At 60.4% G+C, this 26,457-nt stretch carries 25 protein-coding genes and 3 tRNA genes; 3 read left to right on the top strand and 25 right to left on the bottom strand.

From position 1 onward, the window contains the following. The 24 genes from QTL95_RS26420 to QTL95_RS26305 form a co-directional block, all read right to left on the bottom strand. Complete coding sequence (locus QTL95_RS26420) at positions 1-1,308, bottom strand: lipoprotein-releasing ABC transporter permease subunit (protein WP_289722807.1); 1,308 nt, start codon at positions 1,306-1,308, stop codon at positions 1-3. A gap of 17 nt (positions 1,309-1,325) precedes the next feature. Then, a complete protein-coding gene (proS, locus tag QTL95_RS26415; protein ID WP_289722806.1) occupies positions 1,326-2,648 on the bottom strand; it encodes a proline--tRNA ligase in 1,323 nt (440 codons plus the stop codon). A 575-nt stretch (positions 2,649-3,223) separates the two neighbouring features. Continuing rightward, positions 3,224-3,502 carry a DUF1467 family protein gene (locus tag QTL95_RS26410; protein ID WP_289722805.1) on the bottom strand — a complete coding sequence of 93 codons (279 nt, stop codon included), beginning with the start codon at positions 3,500-3,502 and terminating at the stop codon, positions 3,224-3,226. A 127-nt stretch (positions 3,503-3,629) separates the two neighbouring features. Continuing rightward, the gene (gene mce, locus QTL95_RS26405) at positions 3,630-4,034 is read right to left on the bottom strand and encodes a methylmalonyl-CoA epimerase (RefSeq protein ID WP_289722804.1); all 405 of its coding nucleotides are present in this window, start codon (positions 4,032-4,034) and stop codon (positions 3,630-3,632) included. 4 nt (positions 4,035-4,038) lie between these two features. Beyond that, positions 4,039-5,709, bottom strand: a complete 1,671-nt coding sequence (locus QTL95_RS26400; RefSeq protein ID WP_289722803.1) for a ribonuclease J — start codon at positions 5,707-5,709, stop codon at positions 4,039-4,041. Positions 5,710-5,726: 17 nt separating this feature from the next. Next, the gene (locus QTL95_RS26395) at positions 5,727-6,491 is read right to left on the bottom strand and encodes a biotin--[acetyl-CoA-carboxylase] ligase (RefSeq protein WP_289722802.1); all 765 of its coding nucleotides are present in this window, start codon (positions 6,489-6,491) and stop codon (positions 5,727-5,729) included. Further along, positions 6,491-7,936, bottom strand: a complete 1,446-nt coding sequence (gene nuoN, locus QTL95_RS26390; RefSeq protein ID WP_289722801.1) for an NADH-quinone oxidoreductase subunit NuoN — start codon at positions 7,934-7,936, stop codon at positions 6,491-6,493. The genes QTL95_RS26395 and nuoN overlap by 1 nt, the downstream gene beginning before the upstream one ends. Before the next feature lie 18 nt (positions 7,937-7,954). Further along, a complete protein-coding gene (locus tag QTL95_RS26385; RefSeq protein ID WP_289722800.1) occupies positions 7,955-9,466 on the bottom strand; it encodes an NADH-quinone oxidoreductase subunit M in 1,512 nt (503 codons plus the stop codon). Further along, positions 9,466-11,460, bottom strand: a complete 1,995-nt coding sequence (nuoL, locus tag QTL95_RS26380) for an NADH-quinone oxidoreductase subunit L (protein ID WP_289722799.1) — start codon at positions 11,458-11,460, stop codon at positions 9,466-9,468. Before nuoL ends, QTL95_RS26385 begins: the two co-directional genes overlap by 1 nt. Before the next feature lie 7 nt (positions 11,461-11,467). Then, positions 11,468-11,776, bottom strand: a complete 309-nt coding sequence (gene nuoK / locus QTL95_RS26375; protein ID WP_018900202.1) for an NADH-quinone oxidoreductase subunit NuoK — start codon at positions 11,774-11,776, stop codon at positions 11,468-11,470. A 29-nt stretch (positions 11,777-11,805) separates the two neighbouring features. Continuing rightward, positions 11,806-12,420: an NADH-quinone oxidoreductase subunit J gene (locus tag QTL95_RS26370; protein ID WP_289723175.1), complete on the bottom strand. Its 615-nt coding sequence runs from the start codon at positions 12,418-12,420 to the stop codon at positions 11,806-11,808. A gap of 142 nt (positions 12,421-12,562) precedes the next feature. Continuing rightward, a complete protein-coding gene (nuoI, locus tag QTL95_RS26365) occupies positions 12,563-13,054 on the bottom strand; it encodes an NADH-quinone oxidoreductase subunit NuoI (RefSeq protein WP_037177514.1) in 492 nt (163 codons plus the stop codon). Positions 13,055-13,094: 40 nt separating this feature from the next. Next, the gene (nuoH, locus tag QTL95_RS26360; RefSeq protein WP_112533636.1) at positions 13,095-14,135 is read right to left on the bottom strand and encodes an NADH-quinone oxidoreductase subunit NuoH; all 1,041 of its coding nucleotides are present in this window, start codon (positions 14,133-14,135) and stop codon (positions 13,095-13,097) included. Positions 14,136-14,147: 12 nt separating this feature from the next. Continuing rightward, positions 14,148-16,229: an NADH-quinone oxidoreductase subunit NuoG gene (gene nuoG, locus QTL95_RS26355; RefSeq protein WP_289722798.1), complete on the bottom strand. Its 2,082-nt coding sequence runs from the start codon at positions 16,227-16,229 to the stop codon at positions 14,148-14,150. A gap of 223 nt (positions 16,230-16,452) precedes the next feature. Then, positions 16,453-17,082, bottom strand: a complete 630-nt coding sequence (locus QTL95_RS26350; RefSeq protein ID WP_289723174.1) for a helix-hairpin-helix domain-containing protein — start codon at positions 17,080-17,082, stop codon at positions 16,453-16,455. A gap of 2 nt (positions 17,083-17,084) precedes the next feature. Then, a complete protein-coding gene (nuoF, locus tag QTL95_RS26345; RefSeq protein WP_289722797.1) occupies positions 17,085-18,389 on the bottom strand; it encodes an NADH-quinone oxidoreductase subunit NuoF in 1,305 nt (434 codons plus the stop codon). A gap of 10 nt (positions 18,390-18,399) precedes the next feature. Next, positions 18,400-19,527 carry an NADH-quinone oxidoreductase subunit E gene (locus QTL95_RS26340; protein ID WP_289722796.1) on the bottom strand — a complete coding sequence of 376 codons (1,128 nt, stop codon included), beginning with the start codon at positions 19,525-19,527 and terminating at the stop codon, positions 18,400-18,402. Between the two features lie 16 nt (positions 19,528-19,543). Further along, positions 19,544-19,816, bottom strand: coding sequence for a hypothetical protein (locus QTL95_RS26335; RefSeq protein ID WP_289722795.1), 273 nt, complete (start codon positions 19,814-19,816; stop codon positions 19,544-19,546). Next, entirely contained in the window at positions 19,816-21,006 is a 1,191-nt protein-coding gene (locus tag QTL95_RS26330; RefSeq protein ID WP_037177490.1) for an NADH-quinone oxidoreductase subunit D, read from the bottom strand. Before QTL95_RS26330 ends, QTL95_RS26335 begins: the two co-directional genes overlap by 1 nt. Positions 21,007-21,078: 72 nt before the next feature. Then, a complete protein-coding gene (locus QTL95_RS26325; RefSeq protein ID WP_037177488.1) occupies positions 21,079-21,681 on the bottom strand; it encodes an NADH-quinone oxidoreductase subunit C in 603 nt (200 codons plus the stop codon). Positions 21,682-21,696: 15 nt separating this feature from the next. Then, entirely contained in the window at positions 21,697-22,281 is a 585-nt protein-coding gene (locus QTL95_RS26320; protein ID WP_289722794.1) for a NuoB/complex I 20 kDa subunit family protein, read from the bottom strand. Beyond that, positions 22,272-22,637 (bottom strand): NADH-quinone oxidoreductase subunit A, encoded by a 366-nt coding sequence (locus QTL95_RS26315; RefSeq protein WP_289722793.1) that lies wholly within the window; start codon positions 22,635-22,637, stop codon positions 22,272-22,274. Before QTL95_RS26315 ends, QTL95_RS26320 begins: the two co-directional genes overlap by 10 nt. Positions 22,638-22,960: 323 nt before the next feature. Then, a tRNA-Asp gene (locus tag QTL95_RS26310) sits at positions 22,961-23,037 on the bottom strand. Between the two features lie 49 nt (positions 23,038-23,086). Continuing rightward, positions 23,087-23,163, bottom strand: a tRNA-Asp gene (locus QTL95_RS26305). 377 nt (positions 23,164-23,540) lie between these two features. Here QTL95_RS26305 and QTL95_RS26300 point away from each other — a divergent pair. The 3 genes from QTL95_RS26300 (at position 23,541) to QTL95_RS26290 (ending at position 25,428) form a co-directional block, all read left to right on the top strand. After that, positions 23,541-23,616 (top strand) — tRNA-Val (locus tag QTL95_RS26300). 110 nt (positions 23,617-23,726) lie between these two features. Then, positions 23,727-24,332: a class I SAM-dependent methyltransferase gene (locus QTL95_RS26295; protein ID WP_289722792.1), complete on the top strand. Its 606-nt coding sequence runs from the start codon at positions 23,727-23,729 to the stop codon at positions 24,330-24,332. Between the two features lie 109 nt (positions 24,333-24,441). Continuing rightward, the gene (locus QTL95_RS26290; protein ID WP_289722791.1) at positions 24,442-25,428 is read left to right on the top strand and encodes an aldo/keto reductase; all 987 of its coding nucleotides are present in this window, start codon (positions 24,442-24,444) and stop codon (positions 25,426-25,428) included. Positions 25,429-25,505: 77 nt separating this feature from the next. Here QTL95_RS26290 and QTL95_RS26285 read toward each other — a convergent pair whose 3' ends face one another. Next, entirely contained in the window at positions 25,506-26,405 is a 900-nt protein-coding gene (locus tag QTL95_RS26285; protein WP_289722790.1) for a DMT family transporter, read from the bottom strand. Between the last annotated feature and the right edge of the window lie 52 nt (positions 26,406-26,457).

The following is a 26,457-nucleotide window of genomic DNA, read 5'->3' as shown; positions in this document are numbered from 1 at the left end:
TTATTCGTAGCGCAGGGCCTGCACGGGATCGAGCTTGGAAGCGCGCCATGCGGGGAAGATCGTTGCGATGAAGGAGAGCGTCAGCGCCATGACGACGACGGAGATCGTCTCGCCGAGCTCCATCTTTGCCGGCAGCTGGCTGAGGAAATACAGCTGCGGATCAAACAGCACCGTGCCCGACAGCCAGGAGAAGAACTCGCGGATCTTCTCGATGTTGATGCAGACGATGACGCCAAGGAGCACACCGGCGAGCGTTCCGACGATGCCGATGGCGGCCCCCGTCATGAAGAAGATGCGCATGATCGCGCCGGAGCTCGCCCCCATGGTTCTAAGGATGGCGATATCGCTGCCCTTGTCCTTCACCAGCATGATCAGGCCGGAGATGATATTGAGCGCTGCAACGAGGACGATCAGCGTCAGGATCATGAACATGACATTGCGCTCGACCTGCAGCGCCGAAAAGAAGGTCTGGTTGCGCTGACGCCAGTCGGTGATGGCGATCTGACGGCCTGCGGCCTCCTCCACCTTGGGGCGCAACTCGTCGATATTGTCGGGATTGTCGACGAAGAGCTCGATCGATTGCACCAGCCCCTCTGCGTTGAAGTAGAGCTGGGCTTCCTCGAGCGGCATGTAGATGATGGTCGCGTCATATTCAGACATGCCGATCTCGAAGATACCCGAGACCTTGTAGGATTTGACGCGAGGATTGACGCCCATCGGGGTCACGTCACCCTCCGGTGATATCAGGGTGATATTGTCGCCCGCCTGCAATCCGAGCTGTTCGGCCATTCGCGAGCCGATGAGAACGCCCTGCCCGGCGGCAAAGCCGACGAGATCGCCGGACTTGATGTTGCCGGAGACTGTCTTGACCTTGTCTAGATCCTCGGCGCGGATACCACGCACCAGCGCACCGGTTCCGGCGCCGCCCTGCCCCGAGGCAAGCGTCTGTCCCTCGACCAGCGGCAGTGCGATCTTGACGCCTTGCACCTTGGCAAGGCGATCGGTCAGCGCCGCGTAGTCTGTAAAGGGACCATCGATCGGTTGCACGATCATGTGGCCGTTGATGCCGAGGATGCGCGAGATCAGCTCCGTGCGGAACCCGTTCATCACCGCCATGACGATGATCAGCGTCGCGACGCCGAGCATGATGCCGATGAAGGAGAAGCCGGCGATCACCGAGATGAACGCTTCCTTGCGGCGGGCACGCAGATAGCGCCACGCCACAAGGCGCTCGAAGGCGGAAAATGGCCGGCTGGACGGAGCCGAGCCGGATTTGGAACCCCGCTGGCTCACCGCTGCGTCTGCCATTTTGCCTCCCTTTTCGCTCAACCCAGGAGCTTGTTGATCGCCGCGTCGATGGTCATCGTTTCGCGTGCGCCAGTCTTGCGATCCTTGACTTCCACTTCGCCGTTCGCGACCGCGCGCGGGCCGGCGATGATCTGCACGGGAACGCCGATCAGATCGGCGGTCGCGAACTTCGTTCCGGCGCGATCGTCGGTATCGTCATAGAGCACGTCCTTCCCGGCTTTCGACAACGCCGCGTAGATCTTTTCGCAGGCGGCGTCGCAAGCCGCGTCGCCGGCCTTCATGTTGATCACGATCGCATCGAACGGCGCGACGGACGCCGGCCAGATGATTCCGTTCTCGTCATGCGATGCTTCGATGATGGCGGGAACAAGGCGGGTCGGGCCGATACCGTAGGAACCCATGTGAACATGGTGTTCCTTACCATCGGGTCCCTGTACCTTCGCGCCCATCGGCTCGGAATACTTGGTGCCGAAGTAGAAGATGTGGCCGACCTCGATGCCGCGGGCCGAAAGGCGCTCGCTCTCGGGAATGGCGTCAAATGCGGTCTCGTCGTGCATCTCAGACGTAGCGGCGTAGACCGACGTCCACTTGTCGAAAATCGCCTGCATGCCGGCGACGTCATCAAAATCGATATCGGCGGCAGGAATGTCGAAGTTCACGAAATCACGGTGAGAGAACACTTCCGATTCACCGGTGTCGGCGAGGATGATGAACTCGTGGCTGTGGTTGCCGCCGATCGGGCCGGTATCGGCGCGCATCGGAATGGCGCGCAGGCCGAGCCGATCGAAGGTGCGCAGGTAGGCCGCGAACATCTTGTTATAGGAATGGACCGCGTCTTCCTTGGTCAGATCGAAGGAATAGGCATCCTTCATCAAGAATTCGCGCGAGCGCATGGTGCCGAAGCGCGGACGGATCTCGTCACGGAACTTCAGCTGAATGTGATAGAGATTGAGCGGCAAATCCTTGTAGGACTTCACGTAGGACCGGAAGATATCCGTGACCATTTCCTCGTTCGTCGGACCGTACAGCATGGGACGGTCCTGGCGGTCCTTGATGCGCAGCATCTCCTTGCCGTAGGCGTCGTAGCGGCCGCTTTCCTGCCAGAGTTCGGCCGATTGCAGCGTAGGCATCGACAGCTCGATCGCGCCGGAGCGGTTCTGCTCTTCGCGGATGATATTGTTTACCTTGTCCAGCACGCGCTTGCCCAGCGGCAGCCAGGAATAGATCCCCTGCGACTGCTGGCGGATCATGCCTGATCGCAGCATCAACCGGTGGGAGACAATTTCAGCCTCCTTGGGATTTTCCTTCAGGATGGGCAGAAAGTAGCGGGACAGGCGCATGGCGGATTCCACAGCAGTTGAGACGCCGCATTGAGCGGAATCGAAGGCTATCGTTGAATGGTGTGCGTTCATAGCCGCTTCGCGGCAGGAAGGAAACCCACGCGCGGCGCAACCACCCTTCCCTAGAGCCAACTTCTCGGCAGCAAGATGGCGGGAGTGCGAAAAACGCGTCTTTATAACGGCTTGAGCGAAATCCTTATCAACAGAAAAAAATTGCTAGAGTGTAGCAAAAATGCAAAAAAATCTGATGACAAAGCCCATTCTTTGGGCTAGCTTTAGCCCACAAAACAGGCAGGGAGTTCAAATTCCTGCTAATTCGCGGTCAAGTCTTGGGAGGATCAGATCTTAGGCGCGCTAGTCGCAGCCCCGGCAACGGTTAAGGATCACGCGATACTTAAAACAAGGCTTTTAGCCTTGTTTTTTTTTGGCTTTTCTACGCCCTACCCCTTCGAAATACTGATCGACCTGCCGTTACGTCGAGCTTGCATTCCGTTAGAGCAGCTCATGCCTCACACGTGTAACAAGCATGTGACGCTGTCTAAACGCATATGCCCAAAGCTTGAGCAAAAGCACTTTTAGTTTGTGAAACTCGGGCCAATCTTAGGCAAAGCGTCGAAGCCCCAACCGAAATAGGTCGAACAGATGTACCAAGCGCCATAGATCAATGCCGCGACCAGCGTCGTCATCGAGAAGACGAACACAGCGCGGAAGCGCGTGGGGGCGCTTGGAACCGTGCCGAGAACGACGTCGTTGTCTTCCGCCTGCGTCCGCAGACCAACGGGAAGCACGGCGAAGAGCGTCATCCACCATATGATGAAGTAGACGGCGAAGCCCTGGAGAAATGATTGCAGCATGTGATGTCCCGCTGAATGTCGGCACGACCGCCGTGAGGTGCTTATAAAGCGGAACGGTGATCAACTCAAAGCGCGTCTGGCATCAATCGCAAAATCGTTCACGATTGGGTCACTCTGCCGCAGCCGATCAGACCTGTTCAAGCTCTATCAGCGTGCCGAAAAAATCCTTGGGGTGGAGGAAAAGCACCGGCTTGCCGTGGGCGCCGATCTTCGGCTCACCATTACCGAGCACCCGGGCGCCGGCCGATATCAGCCGGTCGCGCGCCGTGATGATATCGGCGACCTCGTAGCAGATATGGTGCATGCCGCCGGACGGACTCTTCTCCAGGAAAGCGGCGATCGGGGAATCCGCGCCGAGCGGCTCCAGAAGTTCCACCTTGGTGTTCGGCAGCTCGACGAAGACAACGGTGACGCCATGTTCCGGCAGGGACTGCGGCGCGGAAACGTCGGCGCCGAGCGTGTCGCGGTAGGCCGCGACTGCGCTTGCTAGGTCGGGCACGGCAATGGCGATATGATTGACGCGCCCAAGCATCGGATCAGACTTTCGTGACGAAGACAGTCACCAGCGGCTTCTTCCCCCAGATCTGGTTGGCGGTGGAGCGAACCGCGCGGCGCATCGATTCCTGCAGCAGATGGAGATCCTTGCGCCGGGCGCGCGGGATGCTCTCGAAGGCGCTGAGTGCTGCGTCATATAGCGTGTCCTCGAACTCCTCGCCTTCGTCGTCGTAGACAGGAAGGCCAATGGCCACCATGTCGGGCTCGCCGACGATGTCGAAGCGACCGTCGATGACGACGTTCAGGGCGACGTGACCGACATAGGAAAGCTTCTTGCGCTCGCCGATACCCATCTCGTCGAAATCGCCTATCAGGCTACCGTCCTTGAATATGCGGCCGTGCGGCGCTTCGCCAACCACCTCGACCGGACCTGGCGCGAGCCGCAGTATATCTCCGTTGCGCACACGCGGCACGGTGGCGATACCCGACTGCTCACCCAATTCCTTGTGCGCGGTCAGATGCGTCGCCTCGCCGTGAACGGGAACGAGGATCTTCGGCCGCGTCAGCTCGTACATCTTCTGCAGTTCGTTGCGGCGCGGATGCCCGGAAACGTGAACCAGCGCTTCGGTGTCGGTGATGATGTGAATACCCTGCTCGACAAGGCCATTCTTGATGTCGCCGATCGCCTTTTCATTGCCGGGAATGGCGCGCGAGGAAAACACTACCGTGTCGCCAGCGGCGAGCGCGACGTTGCGCATCTCGTCACGCGACAGCTTGGCGAGTGCGGCACGCGGCTCACCCTGGCTGCCGGTCAGGATCACCACAACATTCTCGCGCGGGATGTAGCCATATTCCTCTTCAGCGATGAACGGCTTGATGCCATCGAGCAGGCCGAGATCGCGGGAAACGTTGACGACCCGCTTCAGCGAACTGCCGAGCAGGAGTACTTCGCGGCCAGCAGCTTCGGCTGCTTCGGCGACAGTGCGGATACGGCCGACATTCGATGAAAAGGTGGTGACGGCGACGCGGCCCTCGGCATTCTCGATGATCTTGCGCAGACTTGCAGACACATCCTTTTCCGAAGGCGAGACACCGTCGCGAAGCGCGTTCGTGGAATCGCACATGAGAGCGAGCACACCTTCGTCGCCGAGTTGGCGGAAGCGAGTTTCGTCGGTCAAAGGGCCGAGCGACGGCTCATGATCGATCTTCCAGTCGCCGGTATGGATCACGTTGCCCAAAGGCGTGCGGATCATCAGAGACATCGGCTCGGGAATGGAGTGATTGACGGCTACGCCCTCGACGCTGAAGGGGCCGACATTGACCACGGTTCCCGCAGTGAATGGAGTGATCGGAATTTCACCGATTGTCGCCTTCTCGTAATTGCGCTTGGCTTCCAGAAGGCCGGCGGTGAAGGCTGATGCATAGACCGGAACGTTGAGGCCCGGCCACAGATCGGAAAGCGCTCCATAGTGATCTTCATGTGCGTGTGTGATGAAGATGGCTTTGAGGTTCTTGCGTTCCTTGGCAAGGAACCGGATATCGGGAAGCACCAGATCGACGCCGGGCAGGTCAGGTCCCGGGAACGTGACGCCGGCGTCGACCATGATCCACTGGCGATGGGCGGGCGGGCCATAGCCGTAGAGGGCGAGGTTCATACCGATCTCGCCAACACCGCCCAAAGGCAAAAATACCAGTTCGTCCTGCTTCGCCATAGTCTTCGTTTTTCCAATCATCCAAAGAAGACGTCGCCAGCGGCAATCGTCATCATCCTGCCTGCCCCCGTATCGAGCATCAACAGGCCATTATCATCAATTCCGGCGAAGTGGCCGGAAATCGACCGGTCGGGTAGATTGACCGTGATTTTTTCACCGATGCCGCACGCGACCTCGCGCCAGCGGGCGGTGATTTCGCGAATGCCGCGACCGCGATCCCAGTCGCACAAGGCTTCGGCCATTGCCTTGAACAGATGCGCGAACAACTCTTCCGGAGAAGCGGCGCTGCCCTGCTCGCTGAGGCAGGTGACCGGGTAGAGCGGATTGTCGGGCTTCGACGCGATGTTGACGCCGATGCCGATAACAAGCGCGTGACGCCCGTCCGGCAACATCTCGCCCTCGACCAGTATCCCGCAGGTCTTCTTGCGTCCAATGAGGATATCGTTCGGCCACTTCACCTCGAGCGCCTCCGCGCCCGCCGGCAGGACCTGCCTGATCGCCTGATGAACGGCGACCGCGATAGCCAGCGGAAGTGAGCCAAGCCGCTCCATGGGAGCCGGATCGATCAGGAGAAGCGAAGCGTAGAGATTGCCGGCTTCGGAAACCCAGGGGCGTCCCCGACGGCCGCGGCCGCCGGTCTGCCTTGTCGCGGTGATCCAGAGGAGCCCGCGGTCCCCTGCCCGGGCCCGGGCAAGGCATTCGCTATTGGTGGACGATGTCTCCGACAGAGCCTCGTGCCTGATATCGTCGAGCGATAGCAGGCGCCGCGCGCCGGAACTCATCAGAACAGGGTCGCCGCAGCAAGTTCAGCCGCGCCGCCGATCGGGCCGCCGACGAACACATAGGCGAGAACCAGCAGGCCGGAAACGCCGAAGACAAGGCGAAGCGAACCCGATACGCGGGCAAACTCGCCGGTTGCTTCATCGAACCACATCAGCTTGATGACGCGCAGGTAGTAAAAGGCGCCAACGACCGAGGAGAGGATACCGATGATAGCAAGCGCATAGAGCTTGGCTTCGATGGCGGCGACGAAGACGAAGTACTTCGCGAAGAAGCCTGCCAGCGGCGGGATGCCGGCCAGCGAGAACATCAGGATCGTGAAGATGGTCGCCATGAACGGATTGGTGGTGGAGAGGCCGGCGAGATCGCTGACGTTCTCGACGACGGTGCCGTCCTTGCGGCGCATCGACATGATGATCGCAAAGCCGCCGAGCGTCATGGTCATGTAGATGACCATGTAGAGCATGACGCCGGAAACGCCGGTCTGGTTGCCGGCCGCAAGACCGACGAGCGCGTAGCCCATGTGACCGATCGACGAGTAGGCCATCAGTCGCTTGATGTTGCGCTGGCCGATCGCGGCGAAGGAGCCGAGCAGCATCGAGGCGATCGAAATGAAGACCACGACCTGCTGCCAGTCGGCCATGACCGGCTGGAAGGCGGTGATGACGATACGCGTCATCATGGCCATGGCCGCGATCTTCGGGGCACTGGCCAGGAATGCGGTAACCGGGGTCGGTGCACCCTCGTAAACGTCGGGTGTCCACATGTGGAACGGGACCGCCGAGATTTTGAAGGCAATGCCGGCGAGGATGAAGACGAGGCCGAAGATCAGGCCAAGCGAACGGGTGCCTTCGACCGACAGTGCCTGGGCGATATCGGCGAAGTGCGTGTGACCAGTGAACCCGTAGACCAGCGACATGCCGTAGAGCAACATGCCTGACGACAGCGCGCCGAGCACGAAGTACTTCAGGCCTGCTTCCGTCGACTTGACGCTATCGCGATTGATCGCGGCAATGACGTAGATCGCGAGCGACTGCAGCTCGAGGCCTAGGTAGAGCGAGATCAGGTCGTTGGCAGAGATCATCAGCAGGATACCGAGCGTGCAGAGCACGATCAGAACAGGGAACTCGAACTTGTCGAGCTGGTTCTCCTTGGCGAGACCGAGCGACATGAAAAGCGCCACGACCGAGCCGACCAGTGCCGTTACCTTCATGAAGCGGCCGAAGCCGTCCGAAAGGAAGACGCCACCGTAAGCGAGGCCTTCGCTCGGCACGAAGACGAGCCAGAGAGCCGCTGCCGCCAGCACGAGCATGGCGAGAATGCTCACCATGCGGCCGGAGCGCTCGCCGGCGAAGACGCCGATCATCAGCAGCACCAGGGAACCGACCGCGAGGATCAGTTCCGGGATGGAAAGATGCAGGCTTGCGAGAATTGTTTCAGAGGTCATATCACAAAAGTCCCGTCATCATTTCATAGACAGCGCAACATCATGCGCTGCCTGCACCGCGGCCGAATAGCTATTCACCAGCTGGTCGACGGACGCTGCGGTCACGTCGAATACCGGAGCCGGATAGACGCCGAAGAAGATTGTCAGAGCGATCAGCGGATAAAGGATCAGCTGCTCACGCGGCGAAAGGTCCAGGAGAGCCTTGAGCTTTTCCTTTTCCAGCGCGCCGAAAATCACGCGGCGATAGAGCCAGAGCGCGTAGGCCGCCGACAGGATGACACCGGTGGCGGCGAAGAGCGCGACCCAGCTGTTGACGCGGAAGACACCGATCAGCGTCAGGAATTCACCGATGAAGCCCGACGTGCCGGGAAGGCCGACGTTCGCCATGGTGAAGACCATCATCGCAACCGCATATTTCGGCATGTTGTTGACCAGACCGCCATAGGCCGCGATCTCGCGGGTATGGGTGCGGTCGTAGACAACGCCGACGCAGAGGAAGAGCGCGCCGGAGACGATGCCGTGCGACAGCATCTGGAAGATCGAACCCTGCAACCCTTGAGCGTTGGCCGCGAAGATACCCATGGTCACGTAACCCATGTGGGCAACGGACGAGTAGGCGATCAGCTTCTTGATGTCGTCCTGCATCAGCGCCACCAGCGAGGTGTAGATGATGGCGATGACCGACAGCGCGAAGACCAGCGGCGCGAAGAAATCGGACGCAACCGGGAACATGCCGAGCGAGAAACGGATGAGGCCGTAGCCGCCGAGCTTCAGGAGCACGCCCGCCAGGATGACAGAGCCTGCCGTCGGCGCCTGAACGTGCGCGTCGGGAAGCCAGGTGTGAACCGGCCACATCGGCATCTTCACCGCGAAGGACGCGAAGAAGGCAAGCCATAGCCAAGTCTGCAGCTGCGGCGGGAACTTGTAGGCGAGCAGCGCCGAGATATCGGTCGTGCCTGCCTGCCAGTACATGGCCATGATGGCGAGCAGCATCAGCACGGAGCCGAGCAGCGTGTAGAGGAAGAACTTGTAGCTGGCGTAGACGCGATCCTTGCCACCCCAGACGCCGATGATCAGGAACATCGGGATCAGGCCGGCTTCGAAGAACACGTAGAAGAGAACGATATCGAGCGACACGAAGACGCCAACCATCATCACTTCCAGCACCAGGAAGGCGATCATGTATTCCTTCAGGCGCTTCTCGACGGCGAACCAGCTGGCCAGCACGCAGAAGGGCATGAGGAAGGTCGAGAGGATGACGAACAGCATGGAGATGCCGTCGACGCCGAGGTGATAGCTGATGCCCGTGCCGAGCCAGCCATGCTTCTCGATCATCTGGAAACCCGGGTTCGCGTTGTCGAAACCGATCCAGATGAACAGCGAAACGATGAAGGTCACCACGGTCGTGGCCAACGAGATGTTGAGGACGTTGCGGCGGCCGTTCGGGCCGTTCTCATTCATCAATAGCAGGAGCACCACGCCGACGAACGGCAGGAAGGTGACCGTGGAAAGAATAGGCCAATCGGTCATCAGAGGGCACTCCCGAGCATCATCCAGGTAACGAGCGCTGCAACGCCGATCAGCATGGCAAACGCGTAGTGATAGAGGTAACCGCTCTGCAGGCGCACGACGCGGTTGGTGACATCGACGACGCGGGCGGCAATGCCGTTCGGGCCGTAGGTGTCGATGACGCCGACGTCACCCTTCTTCCACAGGAAGCGGCCAAGGGCCTTTGCCGAGCGGACGAAGAGGAAGTCGTAGAGCTCGTCGAAGTACCACTTGTTCAAGAGGAACTGGTAGAGCACCCGATGCTGGCGTGCGAGCACCGCCGGCGTCGATGGCGACTTGATGTACATGTACCAGGCGGTCACGAAACCGACGACCATGGCGATGAACGGGCTGAGGGCAACCCAAGCCGGAACGTGATGGAACTCGTGGACCAGCTCGTTGTGCTCCGAGGTGAAGAGCGCGCCCTTCCAGAACTCGGCATATTCCTCGCCGTAGAAGTGCCCTTCGAAGAACCAGCCCGCGAAGACCGCGCCGATCGCCAGCAGATAGAGCGGGATCAGCATGACCTGCGGCGATTCGTGCACGTGGTGCATGACCTCGTGCGAAGCGCGCGGCTTGTTAAAGAAGGTGAGGAACATCAGGCGCCAGGAATAGAAGCTCGTGAACAGAGCCGCGATAACCAGCATGGCGAAGGCGAAGCCCGCGACCGGCGAATGCGATGCGTAGGTTGCCTCGATGATCACGTCCTTCGAGAAGAAGCCGGCGAAGCCGAACGGCGTGAACGGAATGCCGACGCCGGTGATGGCGAGCGTGCCGATCAGCATCATCAGGAAGGTAACCTTGATGTGCGGACGCAGACCACCCATGTGACGCATGTCCTGCTCGCCATCGACGGCGTGGATGACCGAGCCGGCGCAAAGGAAGAGCAGTGCCTTGAAGAAGGCGTGGGTGAAGAGGTGGAAGATGGCCGCGCCATAGGCGCCGACGCCGAGTGCCACGAACATGTAGCCGAGCTGCGAACAGGTCGAATAGGCGATGACGCGCTTGATGTCGTTCTGCACGAGGCCGACGGTCGCCGCGAAGAAGGCGGTGATCGCACCGATGATCGTAACGACGGTCAGCGCATCCGGAGACAGTTCGAACAGCGGCGACATGCGGGCGACAAGGAAGACGCCTGCCGTAACCATGGTCGCGGCATGGATGAGCGCCGACACAGGCGTCGGGCCTTCCATGGCGTCCGGCAGCCAGGTGTGCAGCAGGAACTGCGCCGACTTACCCATCGCGCCCATGAAGAGCAGCAGGCAGGCGCCGGTCAGGGCGTGAGCCTTGTCGAGCTGCATGCCGAAGAGGTTCAGAACCACTTCGCCGCCCTCTCCACCTTCATGCGCGAAGCTCGCGGCATTGGCGAAGATGGTGTCGAAGTTGATCGCGCCGAAGAGAACGAAAACGCTGGCGATGCCGAGGATGAAGCCGAAGTCGCCAACGCGGTTGACGATGAAGGCCTTCATGGCGGCAGCGTTCGCCGAAGGCTTCTTGAACCAGAAACCGATGAGCAGGTAGGACGCCAGACCCACGCCTTCCCAGCCGAAGAACATCTGGGCGAGGTTGTCGGAGGTGATCAGCATCAACATCGCGAAGGTGAAGAGCGACAGGTAGGCAAAGAAGCGCGGACGATGCGGGTCATGATGCATGTACCCGATCGAATAGAGATGGACGAGCGTCGAAACCGAGTTGACGACGATGAGCATGACCGAGGTCAGCGTGTCGATCCGCAGCGACCAGGAGGCGTCGATGCCGCCGGACTGGATCCAGCGCAGGACTTCGACCTTGATCGGGCCGCCTTCGACATGGCCCATGCCGACGGTGATGAAAACGTACCACGACAGCAGCGCGGCGATGATCATCAGGCCGGTGGTGACGAATTCCGATGCCTTGGCGCCGATCGCGCGGCCGAAAAGGCCTGCAATGATCGCGCCAATCAGGGGAAGAAAGACGATAGCCTTATATAAAAACATAGCCTTATCAGCCCTTCATCATATTGACGTCTTCCACGGCGATGGAGCCGCGGTTGCGGTAGAAGACGACGAGAATTGCGAGACCGATGGCCGCTTCAGCAGCAGCGACGGTCAGAATGAACAATGCAAAGACCTGGCCGACGATGTCGTTGAGGAACGACGAGAAGGCGACCATGTTGATGTTGACGGCGAGCAAAATGAGCTCGATCGACATCAGGATGACGATGATGTTCTTCCGGTTGAGGAAGATACCGAAGACGCCGAGCGTGAAGAGGATGGCGCTGACCGTCAGGTAATGGGAAAGTCCGATGACCATTGTGTTGTTTCCTTAAGCTCGCGCCTGCCTCAGAGACCCTGCCCCGGCTTCACCGAGATCACCTCGACGGCGGTCTTCGGGTTGCGGGCAACCTGGTCTGCGATGTTCTGCCGCTTTACGGTGGTCCGATGCTTCAGTGTCAGCACGATCGCACCGATCATTGCGACGAGAAGCACCAGGGCGGCGATTTCGAAGAAGTAGACGTAATTGGTGTAGAGCACGTCGCCGAGGGCGGCGGTGTTCGTGCGTTCCGTGATAGCCGGGATCGGCATGGCAACCGTCTTTGCGATCTCCGGCGAAATAACCGTGCCGCCAACGACGATGATCAGCTCGGCCGCCAGGATCAACCCGATCAACGCGCCTATCGGCGCGTATTCGAGGACGCCGGACCTTAGTTCGGTGAAGTCGATGTCGAGCATCATGACCACAAAGAGGAAGAGAACCGCCACGGCTCCGACATAAACGACGAGCAGGATCATCGCCAGGAATTCAGCGCCAAGCAGAAGGAACAGGCCCGCCGCGTTGAAGAATACCAGGATCAGGAAGAGAACCGAGTGAACCGGATTCTTCGACCAGATGACCATGAACGCCGACGCAACCGCGACGAAGGCGAAAATATAGAAAAATAGAGCCTGCAGACCCATGTTGGTGCCTTCTTCATCTTCCCCCGGGCAGCCGGGAGTTTCCCTGCCCGAATGAAGCTCCATATCCGTTTCCGGCGAAGCTTCGGTGCATGTTGACCGGGCGACGCGCGCTACGCAGCCTCACCCGGCATTTCAATTCCGATCAACGGTACGGCGCATCGAGTGCGATGTTGCGCGCGATTTCGCGCTCCCACCGGTCACCGTTGTCGAGGAGCTTCTGCTTGTCGAAGTAGAGCTCTTCGCGGGTTTCCGTCGCAAATTCGAAATTCGGACCTTCTACGATCGCATCAACCGGGCAAGCCTCCTGGCAGAAGCCGCAATAGATGCATTTCACCATGTCGATGTCGTAACGAACCGTGCGGCGCGTCCCATCGTTGCGGCGCGGGCCGGCTTCGATGGTGATCGCCTGAGCAGGACAGATCGCTTCGCACAGTTTGCAGGCGATGCAACGCTCTTCGCCATTGGGATAGCGACGCAGCGCATGTTCGCCACGGAAGCGCGGGCTGACCGGCCCCTTTTCGAACGGATAGTTGACCGTTGCCTTCTGCTTGAAAATGTAACGGAACGTCAGCCAGAACGCGCTGATGAACTCCCGAAGGAACAACGAGCTGACAGCGTTGGACAAGCCTGCCATCTTCAATCTCCAAGTTTGCCTGAAACGAGGGTCGCCATGATTACGAACCCATCAGCTTCAGAACGAATGCAACGATAATGACCATGGCCAGCGACAGCGGAAGGAAAACCTTCCAGCCGAGACGCATGAGCTGGTCGTAGCGGTAGCGCGGCACGAATGCCTTCACCATCGCGAACATGAAGAACACCATGCACGACTTCAGCATGAACCAGATGATGCCGGGAACCCAGTTCAGGAACCAGACGTCGACCGGCGGCAGCCAGCCCCCGAGGAACAGGATCGTCGTCAGCGAGCACATCAGGACGATGGCCGCGTATTCGCCGAGCATGAACATCATGTAGAGCGCGGAGCCGTACTCGACCATGAAGCCGGCGACGAGTTCGGATTCGGCTTCCGGAAGGTCGAAGGGTGGACGGTTGGTTTCAGCCAGCGCCGAGATGAAGAAGATGATGAACATCGGGAACAGGGCGAGCCAATGCCAGTCCAGGAAGGACGACGGCATGCCGAGGCGCGTTCCGATACCGCTCTGCTGAGCGTGCACGATGTCGGTCAGGTTCAGCGAGCCCACGCAGAGCAGGACGGTGACGATGACGAAACCGATCGAGACTTCGTAGGACACCATCTGCGCCGCCGAGCGAAGCGCGCCGAGGAACGGGTACTTCGAGTTCGACGCCCAGCCGCCCATGATCACGCCGTACACTTCAAGCGAAGAGATCGCGAAGATGTAGAGAATGCCGACATTGATGTTGGAGATCACCCAGCCATCGGCGAACGGCACCACGGCCCACGTCGACAGCGCCAGAAGCACGGTGACCAGCGGCGCCAGCAGGAAGACGGCCTTGTCGGCGCCGGCCGGAATGATCGGCTCCTTGAAGACGAACTTCAAAAGGTCGGCGAAGGACTGGAAAAGGCCGAACGGACCCACCACATTCGGACCACGACGCAACTGTACGGCCGCCCAGATCTTACGGTCGGCCAGCAGAATGTAGGCGATGAAGACGAGGAGGCAGACGAGGACGAGAAGCGACTGACCGACCATGATGAGGCCTGGCCAGACATATGTTGAAAAGAACGATTCCATAGTCCCCTGCCCTTACTCTGCCGCGACTTTGAAGTTGTTGCGGGCCAATGCCGAGCACTCGGCCATGACAGCCGACGCGCGCGCGATTGGGTTCGTCAAATAGAAGTCTTTCACAGGCGACGCAAACCCGGATTTGTTGGTCTTGCCGGCTTTTTTCGCAACTGCGGCAATTTTGGCGCTGTCGCTTTCGGCAATCTCGTCGAGATCAGCGAAGTGCGGGAACGCCTGGTAAAGCCTAGCGCGCAGCTGGCTCAGCGAATCGAACGGAAGCTTCTTGCCGAGCACGTCGGAGAGTGCGCGGATGATAGCCCAATCTTCGCGAGCGTCGCCAGGCGCAAAGCCCGCGCGATTGCCCATCTGTACGCGGCCCTCGGTGTTGACCCAGGTGCCGGACTTTTCGGTGTAGGCGGCGGCCGGCAGGATGACGTCCGCATTCTGCGCGCCCTGGTCGCCGTGCGAACCGATGTAGACTGTGAACTTCGCCTTCTTGGCGTCGAAGTTCATCTCGTCGGCGCCGAGAAGGAAGAGAACGTCCATCGACGCCAGCATTTCCGCGGCGTTGACGCCCTTGGCGCCCGGCACGAAGCCGAGGTCGAGACCGCCGACGCGGGCAGCTGCCGTGTGGAGCACACCGAAGCCATTCCAGCCTTCGACGACCGCGCCGACATTGCCGGCGAGCTTTGCCGCCGTTGCCAGAACGCCGGCGCCATCGGCGCGCGACAGAGCGCCCTGACCGATGATGATCAACGGCTTCTTGGCGTCGGTCAGGACCTTGGCGAAGCTGTGGTTGCCTTCAACCAGATCCTTCAGGCTATCCGGACCGGAGCCGAGGTATTCGTAATCGTAGCGCAGTTCGCCGGCTTCGCCGATCACGCCGATCGGGAAGTTGCCGCGGCGCCAGCGCTTGCGGATGCGGGCGTTGAGAACGGCGGCTTCGAAGCGCGGGTTGGCGCCGATGATGAGAAGCGCGTCGGCCTGCTCGATGCCTTCGATCATCGGATTGAAGATGTAGCTTGCACGGCCGAGCGACGGATCGAGTGCCGTCCCATCCTGGCGACAGTCGAGGTTCTCGGAACCGAGCGACTTCACCAGTTCGGAAAGCGCGTACATTTCTTCGACGGAAGCGAGGTCGCCGGCGATGGCACCGATCTTGTCGCCCGAGGTTGCGGAAACCGCACCCTTGATGGCGCCGAAGGCTTCGGCCCAGCTGGCGGGCAGCAGGCGGCCGTCCTTGCGGACGTAAGGCTTGTCGAGACGCTGCGTCTTCAGACCATCCCAGATGAAGCGAGTCTTGTCGGAGATCCACTCTTCGTTGATCTGCTCGTTGACGCGCGGCATGACGCGCATGACTTCGCGGCCGCGGGTGTCGACGCGGATGGCCGAACCGAGCGCGTCCATGACGTCGATCGTTTCGGTCTTGTTCAGTTCCCACGGACGGGCAGTGAACGCAAAGGGCTTCGAGGTCAGCGCACCGACCGGGCAGAGGTCAACAACATTGCCCTGGAGCTCGGAGGTCATGGCCTGCTCGAGATAGGTGGTGATCTCGGCGTCTTCGCCACGACCGATCAGGCCAAGCTCGGCAATGCCGGCGACCTCGGTGGTGAAGCGGACGCAGCGCGTGCAGTGAATGCAGCGGTTCATGACCGTCTTGACGAGCGGTCCAATGTACTTGTCCTCGACGGCGCGCTTGTCTTCCTGATAACGCGAGCCGGCGATGCCGAAGGCCATTGCCTGGTCCTGCAGATCGCATTCGCCACCCTGGTCGCAGATCGGGCAATCCAGCGGATGGTTGATCAGCAGGAACTCCATCACGCCTTCGCGGGCCTTCTTGACCATCGGCGTGTTGGTGAAAACTTCCGGCAGTTCGCCGTTCGGGCCGCCGCGGATATCGCGCACGCCCATGGCGCAGGATGCCTGCGGCTTCGGCGGACCACCCTTGACCTCGACGAGGCACATGCGGCAGTTGCCGGCAACCGAAAGGCGTTCGTGGAAGCAGAAGCGCGGAACTTCAGCACCGGCTTCCTCACACGCCTGGATGAGGGTGTAATGATCCGGGACTTCGATCTCGTTACCGTCAATCTTCAGTTTTGCCATCGTCACTCAGTCCTGTTTTCCGTTCGCCGGATGGCGGCAAACAAACCTATTCTGCAACGTTTCCACTGCCAGGCCGGATTTCGATCCCGCTGGCATGGTGTCGTTCCAATTTTCGTTTCCGCCCCCCGAGGCCCGGGAACCGGCCTGCGACCTCCACAGCATTGGGACCCTCCCCGCGCCGCTCAGTCCTGTCTCTTCTCCAGCCGCGAGAGGCGGCCGGTCTTCACTTTCGTTTCCGGCCCGTCGCCGTCAGCGCCTTGGCCTGCGCCACCCAGTCGTCGCGGGCGATGCGTCCGTCGAGACCAAGCTCCGCATCGACGCGAGCAATAGCCGCATCCGACCACGCGGCGATCTCGGCGAGGCTGACGATGCCCTTGGCAATCAGCACCTGCTCGAGCTTCGGACCGATGCCCGAAATCCGCTTCAGGTCGCCGATCTTCGCCGTTTTGACCACCCGCTTCACGGCGGGTGCGGCCTTTGGTGATGCAACAGGCTTTTCCGCCAGTTGCATCCGGCTCGTCGCCTTCTTCGGGCGCGCTGCCCGGATATTCTCCGGCTTCACGTCCATCTCGGGCTTCACTTCATCTGGCGGCGTCTCGTCGAGAGCGGCCGCCAGCTTGTTCGATGCTTCCATGGCGCCCTGAAGGGCACCGAGGAAGGCGCCGGCCATCTGCGTCGAGAAGCCGAAGCCGATCGCGGTCGCGGCTGCCATGGCGGCGGCAGGATTGACCATCAGCGGCGGCAGCGGCAAGGCGCGGGCATTTTCCAACATCTCGGCAGCAAGACGGCCGAAGTCAGCCGAGAAATCGGCCGCTCCTTCCTTCTTCATGCTGTCGGACGCCTTCGTCATCAGCTTTACTCAGCAGCCTCGAGAACCGCACCGTGATCCATCGCATTCGCCGTATACTGGTCGATACGCGCTTCGATCTCGTGACGGAAGTTACGGATCAGACCCTGCACCGGCCATGCGGCAGCATCGCCGAGCGCACAGATGGTGTGGCCTTCGATCTGCTTGGTGACGGCGAAGAGCATGTCGATTTCGCGCTTCTGGGCGTTGCCCTTGGCCATGCGCTCCATGACGCGCCACATCCAGCCAGTGCCTTCGCGGCACGGCGTGCACTGGCCGCAGCTCTCGTGCTTGAAGAAAGCCGAGATACGGGCGATCGCCTTGATGACGTCGGTGGACTTGTCCATGACGATCGAGGCGGCCGTACCGAAGGACGAGCCGACCGAACGCAGGCCATCGAAGTCCATCGGCACGTCGATCATGTCCTTGGCGGGAACGATCGGGCACGATGCACCACCCGGAATGACAGCAAGCAGGTTGTCCCAGCCGCCGCGGATACCGCCAGCGTGCTTGTCGACCAGCTCGCGGAAGGTGATGCCCATTTCTTCTTCGACGGTGCACGGCTTGTTGACGTGACCCGACAGCATGAACAGCTTGGTGCCGACATTGTTCGGGCGACCGAGTGCCGAGAACCAGCCGGCGCCGCGACGGAGAATCGTCGGAGCAACGGCGATCGACTCGACGTTGTTGACGGTGGTCGGGCAGCCGTAGAGGCCCATGTTGGCCGGGAATGGTGGCTTCAGGCGCGGCTGGCCCTTCTTGCCTTCCAGGCTTTCGAGAAGTGCGGTTTCTTCGCCGCAGATATAGGCGCCAGCGCCGTGGTGGACATAGATGTCCATCGGGTAGCCGAGCTTGTTGTTCTTGCCGAGCAGACCGAAATCGTAGCACTCGTCGATCGCGGCCTGGAGGGCTTCGCGCTCGCGGATGTACTCACCACGGACGTAGATGTAGGCAGCATTCGCGCCCATGGCGAACGAGGCGATGACGCAGCCTTCGATCAGCGTGTGCGGATCGTGACGCATGATGTCACGGTCCTTACAGGTGCCGGGTTCGGATTCGTCGGCGTTCACGACCAGATAGTGCGGGCGGCCGTCATTTTCCTTCGGCATGAAGGACCACTTGAGGCCGGTCGGGAAGCCTGCGCCACCACGGCCGCGAAGACCGGAAGCCTTCATCTCGTTGATGATCCAGTCGCGACCCTTTTCGAGGATCTGCTTGGTGCCATCCCAATGGCCGCGGCTCATCGCGCCCTTCAGGGACTTGTCCTTGAGGCCGTAGATATTGGTAAAGATGCGATCTTTATCTTGTAACATGCTTCACCTCTTACCGCGGCTTCTTACCGAAGACCTTGATATATTCCGCTTCGCCGCCCTTGGCGAGCGCCTTGGCCTGCTTGACCCAGTCGTCACGCTCGATGCGACCCTTGAAGTTCAGGTAGCCATCCACCCACTCGCGTTCCGCCTTCTTCCAACCCGCAACTTGCGCGAAGGTGAAGATGCCGAGCTCGTGGAGCGTGCCCTCGATCTTCGGACCGACGCCGGAGATCAGCTTCAGGTCATCAGGCGCGGCCGGCCGCTCGATACCAGCAGGACGGTTCTTGTCGGTCAGGGCCGGCTTTGCCGTCGCCGGAGCCGGGGCGGCTACGCCTGGCTGTTCTTCAACCGCCTTGGCGTTTTTTGCCGCCGCCTTCGGCGCCGTCACCGGCGTTTTCAGGGCGGCGTTGGTTTCAGCGTCGGTGCTCTTGGCGCGCGCGGCCTCGGACGGAGGAACCGGCGCTGCATCGACGGTGGCGGTGGCTGCGTCGGCGACGACCTTCTTGGCAGAGACCTTCTTCTTCGGCTCTTCGTCGGTCAGCGACGTCGGGCCGCCTTCAGGCGACGAGAAATGACGATCGATCTGCGGGCCGGGCGTGATGCTCGCGCCGTTGCCCGCCTGGAACGTATCGATGATCTCTTCCAGGCGTGCCGGCGTCAGATCCTCATAGGTATCCTTGCCGATCATGACCATGGGCGCGTTGACACAAGCCCCGAGACATTCGACCTCTTCCCAGGACAGCGTGCCTTCGGCATTGCGCTCGAACGGGTGGTTGTGGATCTTGCTCTTGCAGACCGACATCAGGCCTTCCGAACCGCGCAGCATGCAGGGCGTGGTGCCGCAAACCTGGATGTGAGCGCGCGTGCCGACCGGGCCGAGCTGGAACTGTGTGTAGAAGGTCGCGACCTCGAGGACACGGATATAGGCCATGTCGAGCATGTCGGCGATCTTTTCGATCGCGGCGCGCGTGACCCAGCCGTCCTGTTCCTGCGCCCGCATCAACAACGGAATGACCGCGGACTGCTGGCGGCCTGCGGGATATTTCTGGATCGTCTTATCCGCCCAGGCCGCGTTCTCGTCATTGAAGGCGAACGCGGCAGGCTGGAATTGATCTTCGGCTAATCGACGAACGGACATTCTTCCTCACGCCTTGTCAGTTTAGGGCGCCACACTGCGATGTCGTCAGAGACTTCATCTCGCAAGCGTAGGCCGACTGGTCTTTTTGCAAAAACACAACAAACATGCCGCCGTTCGGAACGGCGGCCTTGATTTCATAGCCCTTGGACAAAAGCTCGCCCATGGAGGCTTTCGATGCCGGTGGCGCCACTTCGTCCTGGCCCAGCTTGGGACCGAATCCGCCGGCTTCCCGAGCGAGCGCTCCGGAAGCCGAGAGGAGAACGATGGTGGCGGCCGACAGCAGTTTCATCAGCGGTCAACCTCGCCAAACACGATGTCGAGCGAGCCGAGAACGGCGGTCACGTCGGCAAGCATGTGGCCCTTGCACAGGAAGTCCATCGCCTGCAGGTGGGCATAGCCCGGGGCGCGGATCTTGCAACGGTAGGGCTTGTTGCTGCCGTCGGCGACGACGTAGACGCCAAACTCACCCTTCGGCGCTTCGACGGCCGCGTACACTTCGCCGGCCGGGACATGGTAGCCTTCGGTGTAGAGCTTGAAGTGGTGGATCAGCGCTTCCATCGAGCGCTTCATCTCGCCACGCTTCGGCGGAACGACCTTGCCGTCGATCGACGAGACCGGGCCAACTTTGGCATCGCCGAGCAGGCGGTTGACGCACTGCTTCATGATGCGGACGGACTGGCGCATTTCGATCATGCGGATCAGGTAACGGTCATAGCAGTCGCCGTTCTTGCCGATGGCGATGTCGAATTCGAGATCGTTGTAGCACTCGTAAGGCTGCGAACGACGCAGGTCCCAGGCAGCGCCGGAACCGCGAACCATCACGCCCGAGAAGCCCCAGGACCAGGCATCGGCCAGCGACACGACGCCGATATCGACGTTACGCTGCTTGAAGATGCGGTTGTCGGTCAAAAGGCCTTCGATATCGTCGAGAACCTTGATGAAGGGATCGCACCACTTGCCGATATCCTCGACCAGTTCCTGCGGAATGTCCTGGTGAACACCACCAGGACGGAAGTATGCCGAGTGCATACGGGCGCCGCAGGCGCGCTCGTAGAACACCATGAGCTTTTCACGTTCTTCGAAGCCCCAGACCGGCGGCGTCATCGCGCCGACGTCCATAGCCTGCGTCGTCACGTTCATGATGTGCGACAAGATTCGGCCAATTTCGGAGTACAGAACTCGAATCAGCTGACCGCGAATCGGAATCTCGAGCTTCAGCATCTTTTCGACGGCGAGCGCGAAAGCGTGCTCCTGGTTCATCGGCGCGACGTAGTCGAGACGATCGAAATAAGGAACGGCCTGAAGATAGGTCTTCGATTCGATCAGCTTCTCGGTGCCGCGGTGCAGCAGGCCGATATGCGGATCGACGCGCTCGATGATTTCGCCATCGAGTTCGAGCACGAGACGCAGAACGCCGTGCGCGGACGGGTGCTCCGGTCCGAAGTTGATCGTAAAGTTGCGAACGTTATGTTCAGTCATAGCGACGCGCTCCGCGCTTGCAATTGGCATGAGACGGCGAACGGAGAGGCTTCAAGACAGTCGAGCCTCATCTTAATTCGCAGCCTTCTCGTCTCCCGGAAGTACGTAGTCAGTGCCTTCCCACGGGGACGTGAAATCGAAATTGCGGAATTCCTGCTTCAGTTCGACGGGCTCGTAGACGACGCGCTTGGCGGCATCGTCATAACGCACCTCGACGTAACCCGTCGTCGGGAAGTCCTTGCGCAGCGGATGACCTTCGAAGCCGTAGTCCGTCAGGATGCGGCGAAGGTCGGCATGGCCGGAGAACGGAATACCGTACATGTCCCAGGCTTCGCGCTCGAACCATTCGGCGCCCATGAAGACGGACGTTGCCGACGGCACGGACTCGCCATCCTCGACGGCGACCTTCACGCGGATGCGCAGGTTCTGCTTCGGCGACAGCAGATGATAGACGACATCGAAGCGCTTTTCGCGCTGCGGCCAGTCTACGCCGCAGATGTCGATCATGCTGATGAAGCCGCAACGCGCATCGTCACGCAGGAATGTCAGCAGCGGCAGAATGGCTTCCGGCGTCGCAGTGACATTCAGCTCGTCGTAGCTGATGGAGGCATCGAGAATAAGATCGCCGCGCATTTCGCGGAGATACGAAGACAGTTCGCTCAAGGCTTCAGTCATGACAGTCCTCCGCCCTCAGCGCTCGATCGTACCGGTTCGACGTATCTTTTTCTGCAGAAGCAGCACTCCGTAGAGAAGCGCCTCTGCCGTGGGGGGACAGCCCGGCACGTAGATATCGACAGGAACGACACGGTCGCAGCCACGCACGACCGAATAGGAATAGTGATAGTAGCCGCCACCGTTTGCGCAGGAGCCCATCGAGATGACGTAACGCGGCTCGGGCATCTGGTCGTAGACCTTGCGGAGCGCGGGCGCCATCTTGTTGGTGAGCGTGCCGGCAACGATCATGACGTCGGACTGGCGCGGCGAGGCGCGCGGAGCAACACCGAAGCGCTCCATGTCGTAACGCGGACCGGAAACCTGCATCAGGCCTTCGACGGCGCAGCAGGCAAGACCGAACTGCATCCACATCAGCGAGCCCGTACGGGCCCAGGTGATCAGATCGCGAGTGGAGGTGACCAGGAAACCCTTGTCGGCCAGTTCGTCGTTGATCTCGCCGAAGAACGCACTGTCGCTACCGATTGGCTTGCCCGTTGCCGGGTCGATGATGCCTTTCGGATGCGGCGCCACGAGCGCCTTGTCGGTTGGGGCTACTCCCATTCCAGGGCTCCCTTTTTCCATTCATAGATAAAGCCAATGGTCAGCACGCCAAGGAAGACCATCATGGACCAGAAGCCGAACCAGCCGATCGCACCGAAGGACACGGCCCACGGGAAGAGGAAGGCGACCTCGAGGTCGAAGATGATGAAGAGAATCGATACCAGATAGAATCGGATATCGAACTTCATGCGTGCATCGTCGAAGGCGTTGAAGCCGCACTCGAAGGCCGAAAGCTTTTCCGGATCGGGCGCCTTGTAGGCGACAGCGAACGGCGCAATCAGCAGCGAAAGGCCGATGACGGCGGCAATACCAATGAAGATCGCGATCGGAATATAGGAACTGAGAAGTCCAGTCATCAGGTTCATCCCTGCTTGCCGTGCGCCGGGAGGCGCGAGTGGGCATTTGCCCGGCAAGCGAACGTGCGTTGTAATCCCGCCGTGGTTAGCGCAGCCGGAGCCACGGCGCAAGACTTTTAGAAAGCCAATCAGGTCGTCGGGGGCGGACTTTATCAAGCAGATGCAATGATGTCGCGACAAAACCGCGCACAGTGATTCGAGTTGCATGCCTGACCAGCGCCCAGCGCATAGCTCAAGTGAAATGTGACCTGCGGAGAGAACGTCTTTGCTTGAATATCACCGGTTTTAGACGGTATTTCCGGAATTCATTTCTCTGTAAGAAATGGCGCGAGTGACGGGGCTCGAACCCGCGACCTCCGGCGTGACAGGCCGGCACTCTAACCGACTGAGCTACACCCGCGCATTACGGATCGAAAACAGACCGGAGTGCATTTGCACCTGCATTGAAATGGCGCGAGTGACGGGGCTCGAACCCGCGACCTCCGGCGTGACAGGCCGGCACTCTAACCGACTGAGCTACACCCGCATTCATTTCAAGCAATCCGGAAGCTTTCGCGTCCTTGTCAAAGCAGGCTTGCCGCTTCGATGAGCGGCTAACTAAGGGGTTCGCTTTTCAGTGTCAAGCAGGTTTGGAGACAAAACGATGACAGTTGTCGAATTGTTTGTGGGGAATAAAATTCGCTCGCCGATCGATGCCTTATGTTCCCGAGCGCAAGCACTGCTTCAAGCGACTGCTACTCCCCTGCCCTGATCTTTTTCCACAGGCGTGAAATCCTCAAAAACACCACGGCCACGGGAGCCGGTCGAAAAAAATCAAAAAATCTTCACAAACGCTCTTGCGGTTTTTGCGCGATCCGCATAGATCACGGCCACCGACGCGGCGGACATGATCCGCAGAGCGAAGGGCGATTAGCTCAGTTGGTAGAGCGCCTCGTTTACACCGAGGATGTCGGGAGTTCGAGTCTCTCATCGCCCACCATTCCTTCCCTTTTATTTGATCTCCAGTTCTCCAGCGCCGTCACCGGCGCGGTTGCCTTTGCATGTCTCGGCGATTAGGTTCCGGCCGAAATCACAAGCAGAGACAGATCCATGAAAACACGCGAAGAACGGCAGGCGCAAAGGGCGGCCATGCCACGGACTCAGCTTTCGGCGCACCATATGGAGAACGCGCGGCTGCTGCCGGATCGGGGCGAATTGCTTTACCGCATTCCCCACGGTGGAATCGGCGTCGAAGTGGGCGCGGCCTTCGGCGAATATACGGCCGAAATTCTCGAGAAGAATCGCCCCGCGCAGCTTTACCTGATCGATCCCTGGAGCATGGACCGCTACAGCTCCGGTCTCGACCAGATTCATACGCAATTCGGCAAGCAGATCGAAAGCGGGCAGTTGCAGCTGATGCAGGGCACGTCGCTGGAAAAGCTCGCCGAATTCGAGGATGATTTTCTCGATTGGGCCTATATCGATACCGATCACTCGTTCGAACTGACCTGGCAGGAGCTGCTCATCTGCGAGAAGAAGGTGAAGCGCACGGGCCGGATCGCCGGGCATGACTTCTGCACCGGCAACACCGTCAAGCCGATCGTCTATGGCGTCGTCGAGGCGGTGAACAAGTTCTGCAAGGACTATGGCTGGCAGTTCGAGTTCTTGACGGTCGAGTCGCACGCGCATTTCTCGTACTGCCTGAAGCGGCTCTAAGAGCCACTGGAATCACCGACTCAGGTGATCGACCGAACGATGAGAGTGCTTGCCGGGTCTCCGGCGGGCTGTTAGTCCGAAATCCGACAATCATGCGCGGAGGACTATCATGAAACAGCATTCTTTCGGCCACCTTCCCCACACCGTCACCAATATTGGTTTCGGCGCCTGGCAGATCGGTGGTTCCTGGGGCGACGTCAGCGAGGCTGACGGGCGTGAGGCGCTTAACGCGGCACTCGATGCCGGCATGACCTTCATCGACACGGCCGACGTCTACGGCGACGGCCGATCGGAAAAGATCATCGCCGACGTTCTCGATAGCCGTGGCGGCGAGCGCCCGATGGTGGCGACCAAGGCGGGGCGGCGGCTCAATCCGCATGTGGCGGATGGCTACACCAAGGCCAATCTCGAAAGCTTCATCGACCGCAGCCTGAAGAGCCTGCGTGTCGACAGCCTCGACCTCGTGCAATTGCACTGCCCGCCGACGGACGTGCTCTATCGCCCTGAGGTATTCGAGGGCCTGAGCGAGCTACAGAAGGCCGGCAAGATCATGGGTTATGGCGTGAGCGTCGAGAAGGTCGAAGAGGCGCTGAAGGCAATCGAGTTTCCCGGCGTCGCCAGCATCCAGATCATCTACAACATCTTCCGCCAGCGGCCGGATCACCTGTTCTTCCAGCAGGCGCATGAAAAGAATATCGCCATTATCGCGCGCGTGCCGCTGGCAAGCGGGCTGCTTTCGGGCAAGATCACCGGTGCCACGACATTCGCGAAGGACGACCACCGCAATTTCAACCGCCACGGCGAGGCGTTCGACGTCGGCGAGACATTCGCCGGTGTGCCGTTTGAGATCGGGCTGCAGGCCGTGGAAGAAATCCGCAAGCTGGTGCCTGAAGGTGCGACGATGGCGGCCTTCGCGCTGCGCTGGATCCTGATGAGCGACGCCGTGACCGTCGTCATCCCCGGCGCGCGCAATGCCGAGCAGGCGAAGGCCAACGCCGCTGCCGCAAGCCTTGAGCCGCTGTCGCATGACGTGATGGAGGCAACGCGCGAGATCTACGGCCGGCTGATCGCACCGCATGTGCATCAGCGCTGGTAGGAACGATCCTCAGATCTGCAAATGGCCGGATATTCTCCGGCCATTTTTTTGTGCACGTCACATCGTCCGATAATTGTTTAAACGCTCGCCCTTTCGCGCTTCAGTTCGTTGCGCATGATGAAGAGGGATGCGCCGAGGATGAGCAACGCACCGATCCATAGATAGCCCGCCGGCGCGTAACCGAAGAACAGCCAACCCGCGATGACGTTGAGCGGCAGTTTCAGGTCGTCGAAAGGCTGGACATAGGCGGCATCGGCGACGGTGTAGGCCAGCGTCAGGAAATACTGCGCCATGACCGTCAGTAGTCCCGCTGCGACGAAGAGCACGAGCGTCATGCCCGTCGGCATCGCAAAGCCTGCCGCAAGCGCGAGGCCGCCATTGATCGGCGTCAGCAGCAACAACAGCCATACGGTGATGGTCTCCGGCTTCTCGATGCCCGTGAGGCTTTTCGTCATCAGCGACGAGGCGCCCCATAGCAGTGCCGACAGGATCGGCAGGAAGGCCGCCCAGGTGAAGCTGTCGGACCACGGCTGCAAGATGATCATGGCGCCGGCAAAGCCGACCGCTGTCGCCATCCAGCGCGCGGCGCCGACCTGCTCTCCGAGGAAGAGCCTGGCGCCCAGGATGATGAAGAAGGGCGAGGTCATGACGAGCGCGATCGCCTGCCAGATCGGCACCACGGCAAGACCCGCAATCCATGCCTCCACGCCGAATGCCGCCAAAGCCACGCGAATGACATGGCGCCACGGATAACGCGTACGCATGGCCGACAGGCCGACCTTTTTCAAGAATGGCAATGAGAAGACCAGCGCGAAGGCATATTGCCAGAACGCGGTCGATGCCGAGGGGAAACCGAGCTTCATCGTCAGCCATTGCGTGACGACGTTGAGAATTGCAAAGGCTATGCCTGCAAGCACCATCCAGCCGGCTCCGGCCAAGGCGCGCGACGCGGCAAACGCATCCGAATGCTGATTCATGTCATTCATCCATATCCAAGGACCAACACAAATCAGGACGCATGAACGGCAC

Origin of the sequence: Rhizobium sp. S152 (assembly GCF_030380735.1) — a bacterium.
Lineage (GTDB): Bacteria > Pseudomonadota > Alphaproteobacteria > Rhizobiales > Rhizobiaceae > Rhizobium.
The sequence above is the reverse complement of the archived record's forward strand: the minus strand, read 5'-3'. Positions and strand labels throughout refer to the sequence as shown.

Excerpts from the sequence above, each read along its gene's own strand:
- QTL95_RS26420 (WP_289722807.1), bottom strand. The coding sequence starts at position 1,308 with ATGGCAGACGCAGCGGTGAGCCAGCGGGGTTCCAAATCCGGCTCGGCT.
- proS (WP_289722806.1), bottom strand. The coding sequence starts at position 2,648 with ATGCGCCTGTCCCGCTACTTTCTGCCCATCCTGAAGGAAAATCCCAAG.
- QTL95_RS26410 (WP_289722805.1), bottom strand. The coding sequence starts at position 3,502 with ATGCTGCAATCATTTCTCCAGGGCTTCGCCGTCTACTTCATCATATGG.
- mce (WP_289722804.1), bottom strand. The coding sequence starts at position 4,034 with ATGCTTGGGCGCGTCAATCATATCGCCATTGCCGTGCCCGACCTAGCA.
- QTL95_RS26400 (WP_289722803.1), bottom strand. The coding sequence starts at position 5,709 with ATGGCGAAGCAGGACGAACTGGTATTTTTGCCTTTGGGCGGTGTTGGC.
- QTL95_RS26395 (WP_289722802.1), bottom strand. The coding sequence starts at position 6,491 with ATGAGTTCCGGCGCGCGGCGCCTGCTATCGCTCGACGATATCAGGCAC.
- nuoN (WP_289722801.1), bottom strand. The coding sequence starts at position 7,936 with ATGACCTCTGAAACAATTCTCGCAAGCCTGCATCTTTCCATCCCGGAA.
- QTL95_RS26385 (WP_289722800.1), bottom strand. The coding sequence starts at position 9,466 with ATGACCGATTGGCCTATTCTTTCCACGGTCACCTTCCTGCCGTTCGTC.
- nuoL (WP_289722799.1), bottom strand. The coding sequence starts at position 11,460 with ATGTTTTTATATAAGGCTATCGTCTTTCTTCCCCTGATTGGCGCGATC.
- nuoK (WP_018900202.1), bottom strand. The coding sequence starts at position 11,776 with ATGGTCATCGGACTTTCCCATTACCTGACGGTCAGCGCCATCCTCTTC.
- QTL95_RS26370 (WP_289723175.1), bottom strand. The coding sequence starts at position 12,420 with ATGGGTCTGCAGGCTCTATTTTTCTATATTTTCGCCTTCGTCGCGGTT.
- nuoI (WP_037177514.1), bottom strand. The coding sequence starts at position 13,054 with ATGGCAGGCTTGTCCAACGCTGTCAGCTCGTTGTTCCTTCGGGAGTTC.
- nuoH (WP_112533636.1), bottom strand. The coding sequence starts at position 14,135 with ATGGAATCGTTCTTTTCAACATATGTCTGGCCAGGCCTCATCATGGTC.
- nuoG (WP_289722798.1), bottom strand. The coding sequence starts at position 16,229 with ATGGCAAAACTGAAGATTGACGGTAACGAGATCGAAGTCCCGGATCAT.
- nuoF (WP_289722797.1), bottom strand. The coding sequence starts at position 18,389 with ATGTTACAAGATAAAGATCGCATCTTTACCAATATCTACGGCCTCAAG.
- QTL95_RS26340 (WP_289722796.1), bottom strand. The coding sequence starts at position 19,527 with ATGTCCGTTCGTCGATTAGCCGAAGATCAATTCCAGCCTGCCGCGTTC.
- QTL95_RS26335 (WP_289722795.1), bottom strand. The coding sequence starts at position 19,816 with ATGAAACTGCTGTCGGCCGCCACCATCGTTCTCCTCTCGGCTTCCGGA.
- QTL95_RS26330 (WP_037177490.1), bottom strand. The coding sequence starts at position 21,006 with ATGACTGAACATAACGTTCGCAACTTTACGATCAACTTCGGACCGGAG.
- QTL95_RS26325 (WP_037177488.1), bottom strand. The coding sequence starts at position 21,681 with ATGACTGAAGCCTTGAGCGAACTGTCTTCGTATCTCCGCGAAATGCGC.
- QTL95_RS26320 (WP_289722794.1), bottom strand. The coding sequence starts at position 22,281 with ATGGGAGTAGCCCCAACCGACAAGGCGCTCGTGGCGCCGCATCCGAAA.
- QTL95_RS26315 (WP_289722793.1), bottom strand. The coding sequence starts at position 22,637 with ATGACTGGACTTCTCAGTTCCTATATTCCGATCGCGATCTTCATTGGT.
- QTL95_RS26295 (WP_289722792.1), top strand. The coding sequence starts at position 23,727 with ATGAAAACACGCGAAGAACGGCAGGCGCAAAGGGCGGCCATGCCACGG.
- QTL95_RS26290 (WP_289722791.1), top strand. The coding sequence starts at position 24,442 with ATGAAACAGCATTCTTTCGGCCACCTTCCCCACACCGTCACCAATATT.
- QTL95_RS26285 (WP_289722790.1), bottom strand. The coding sequence starts at position 26,405 with ATGAATCAGCATTCGGATGCGTTTGCCGCGTCGCGCGCCTTGGCCGGA.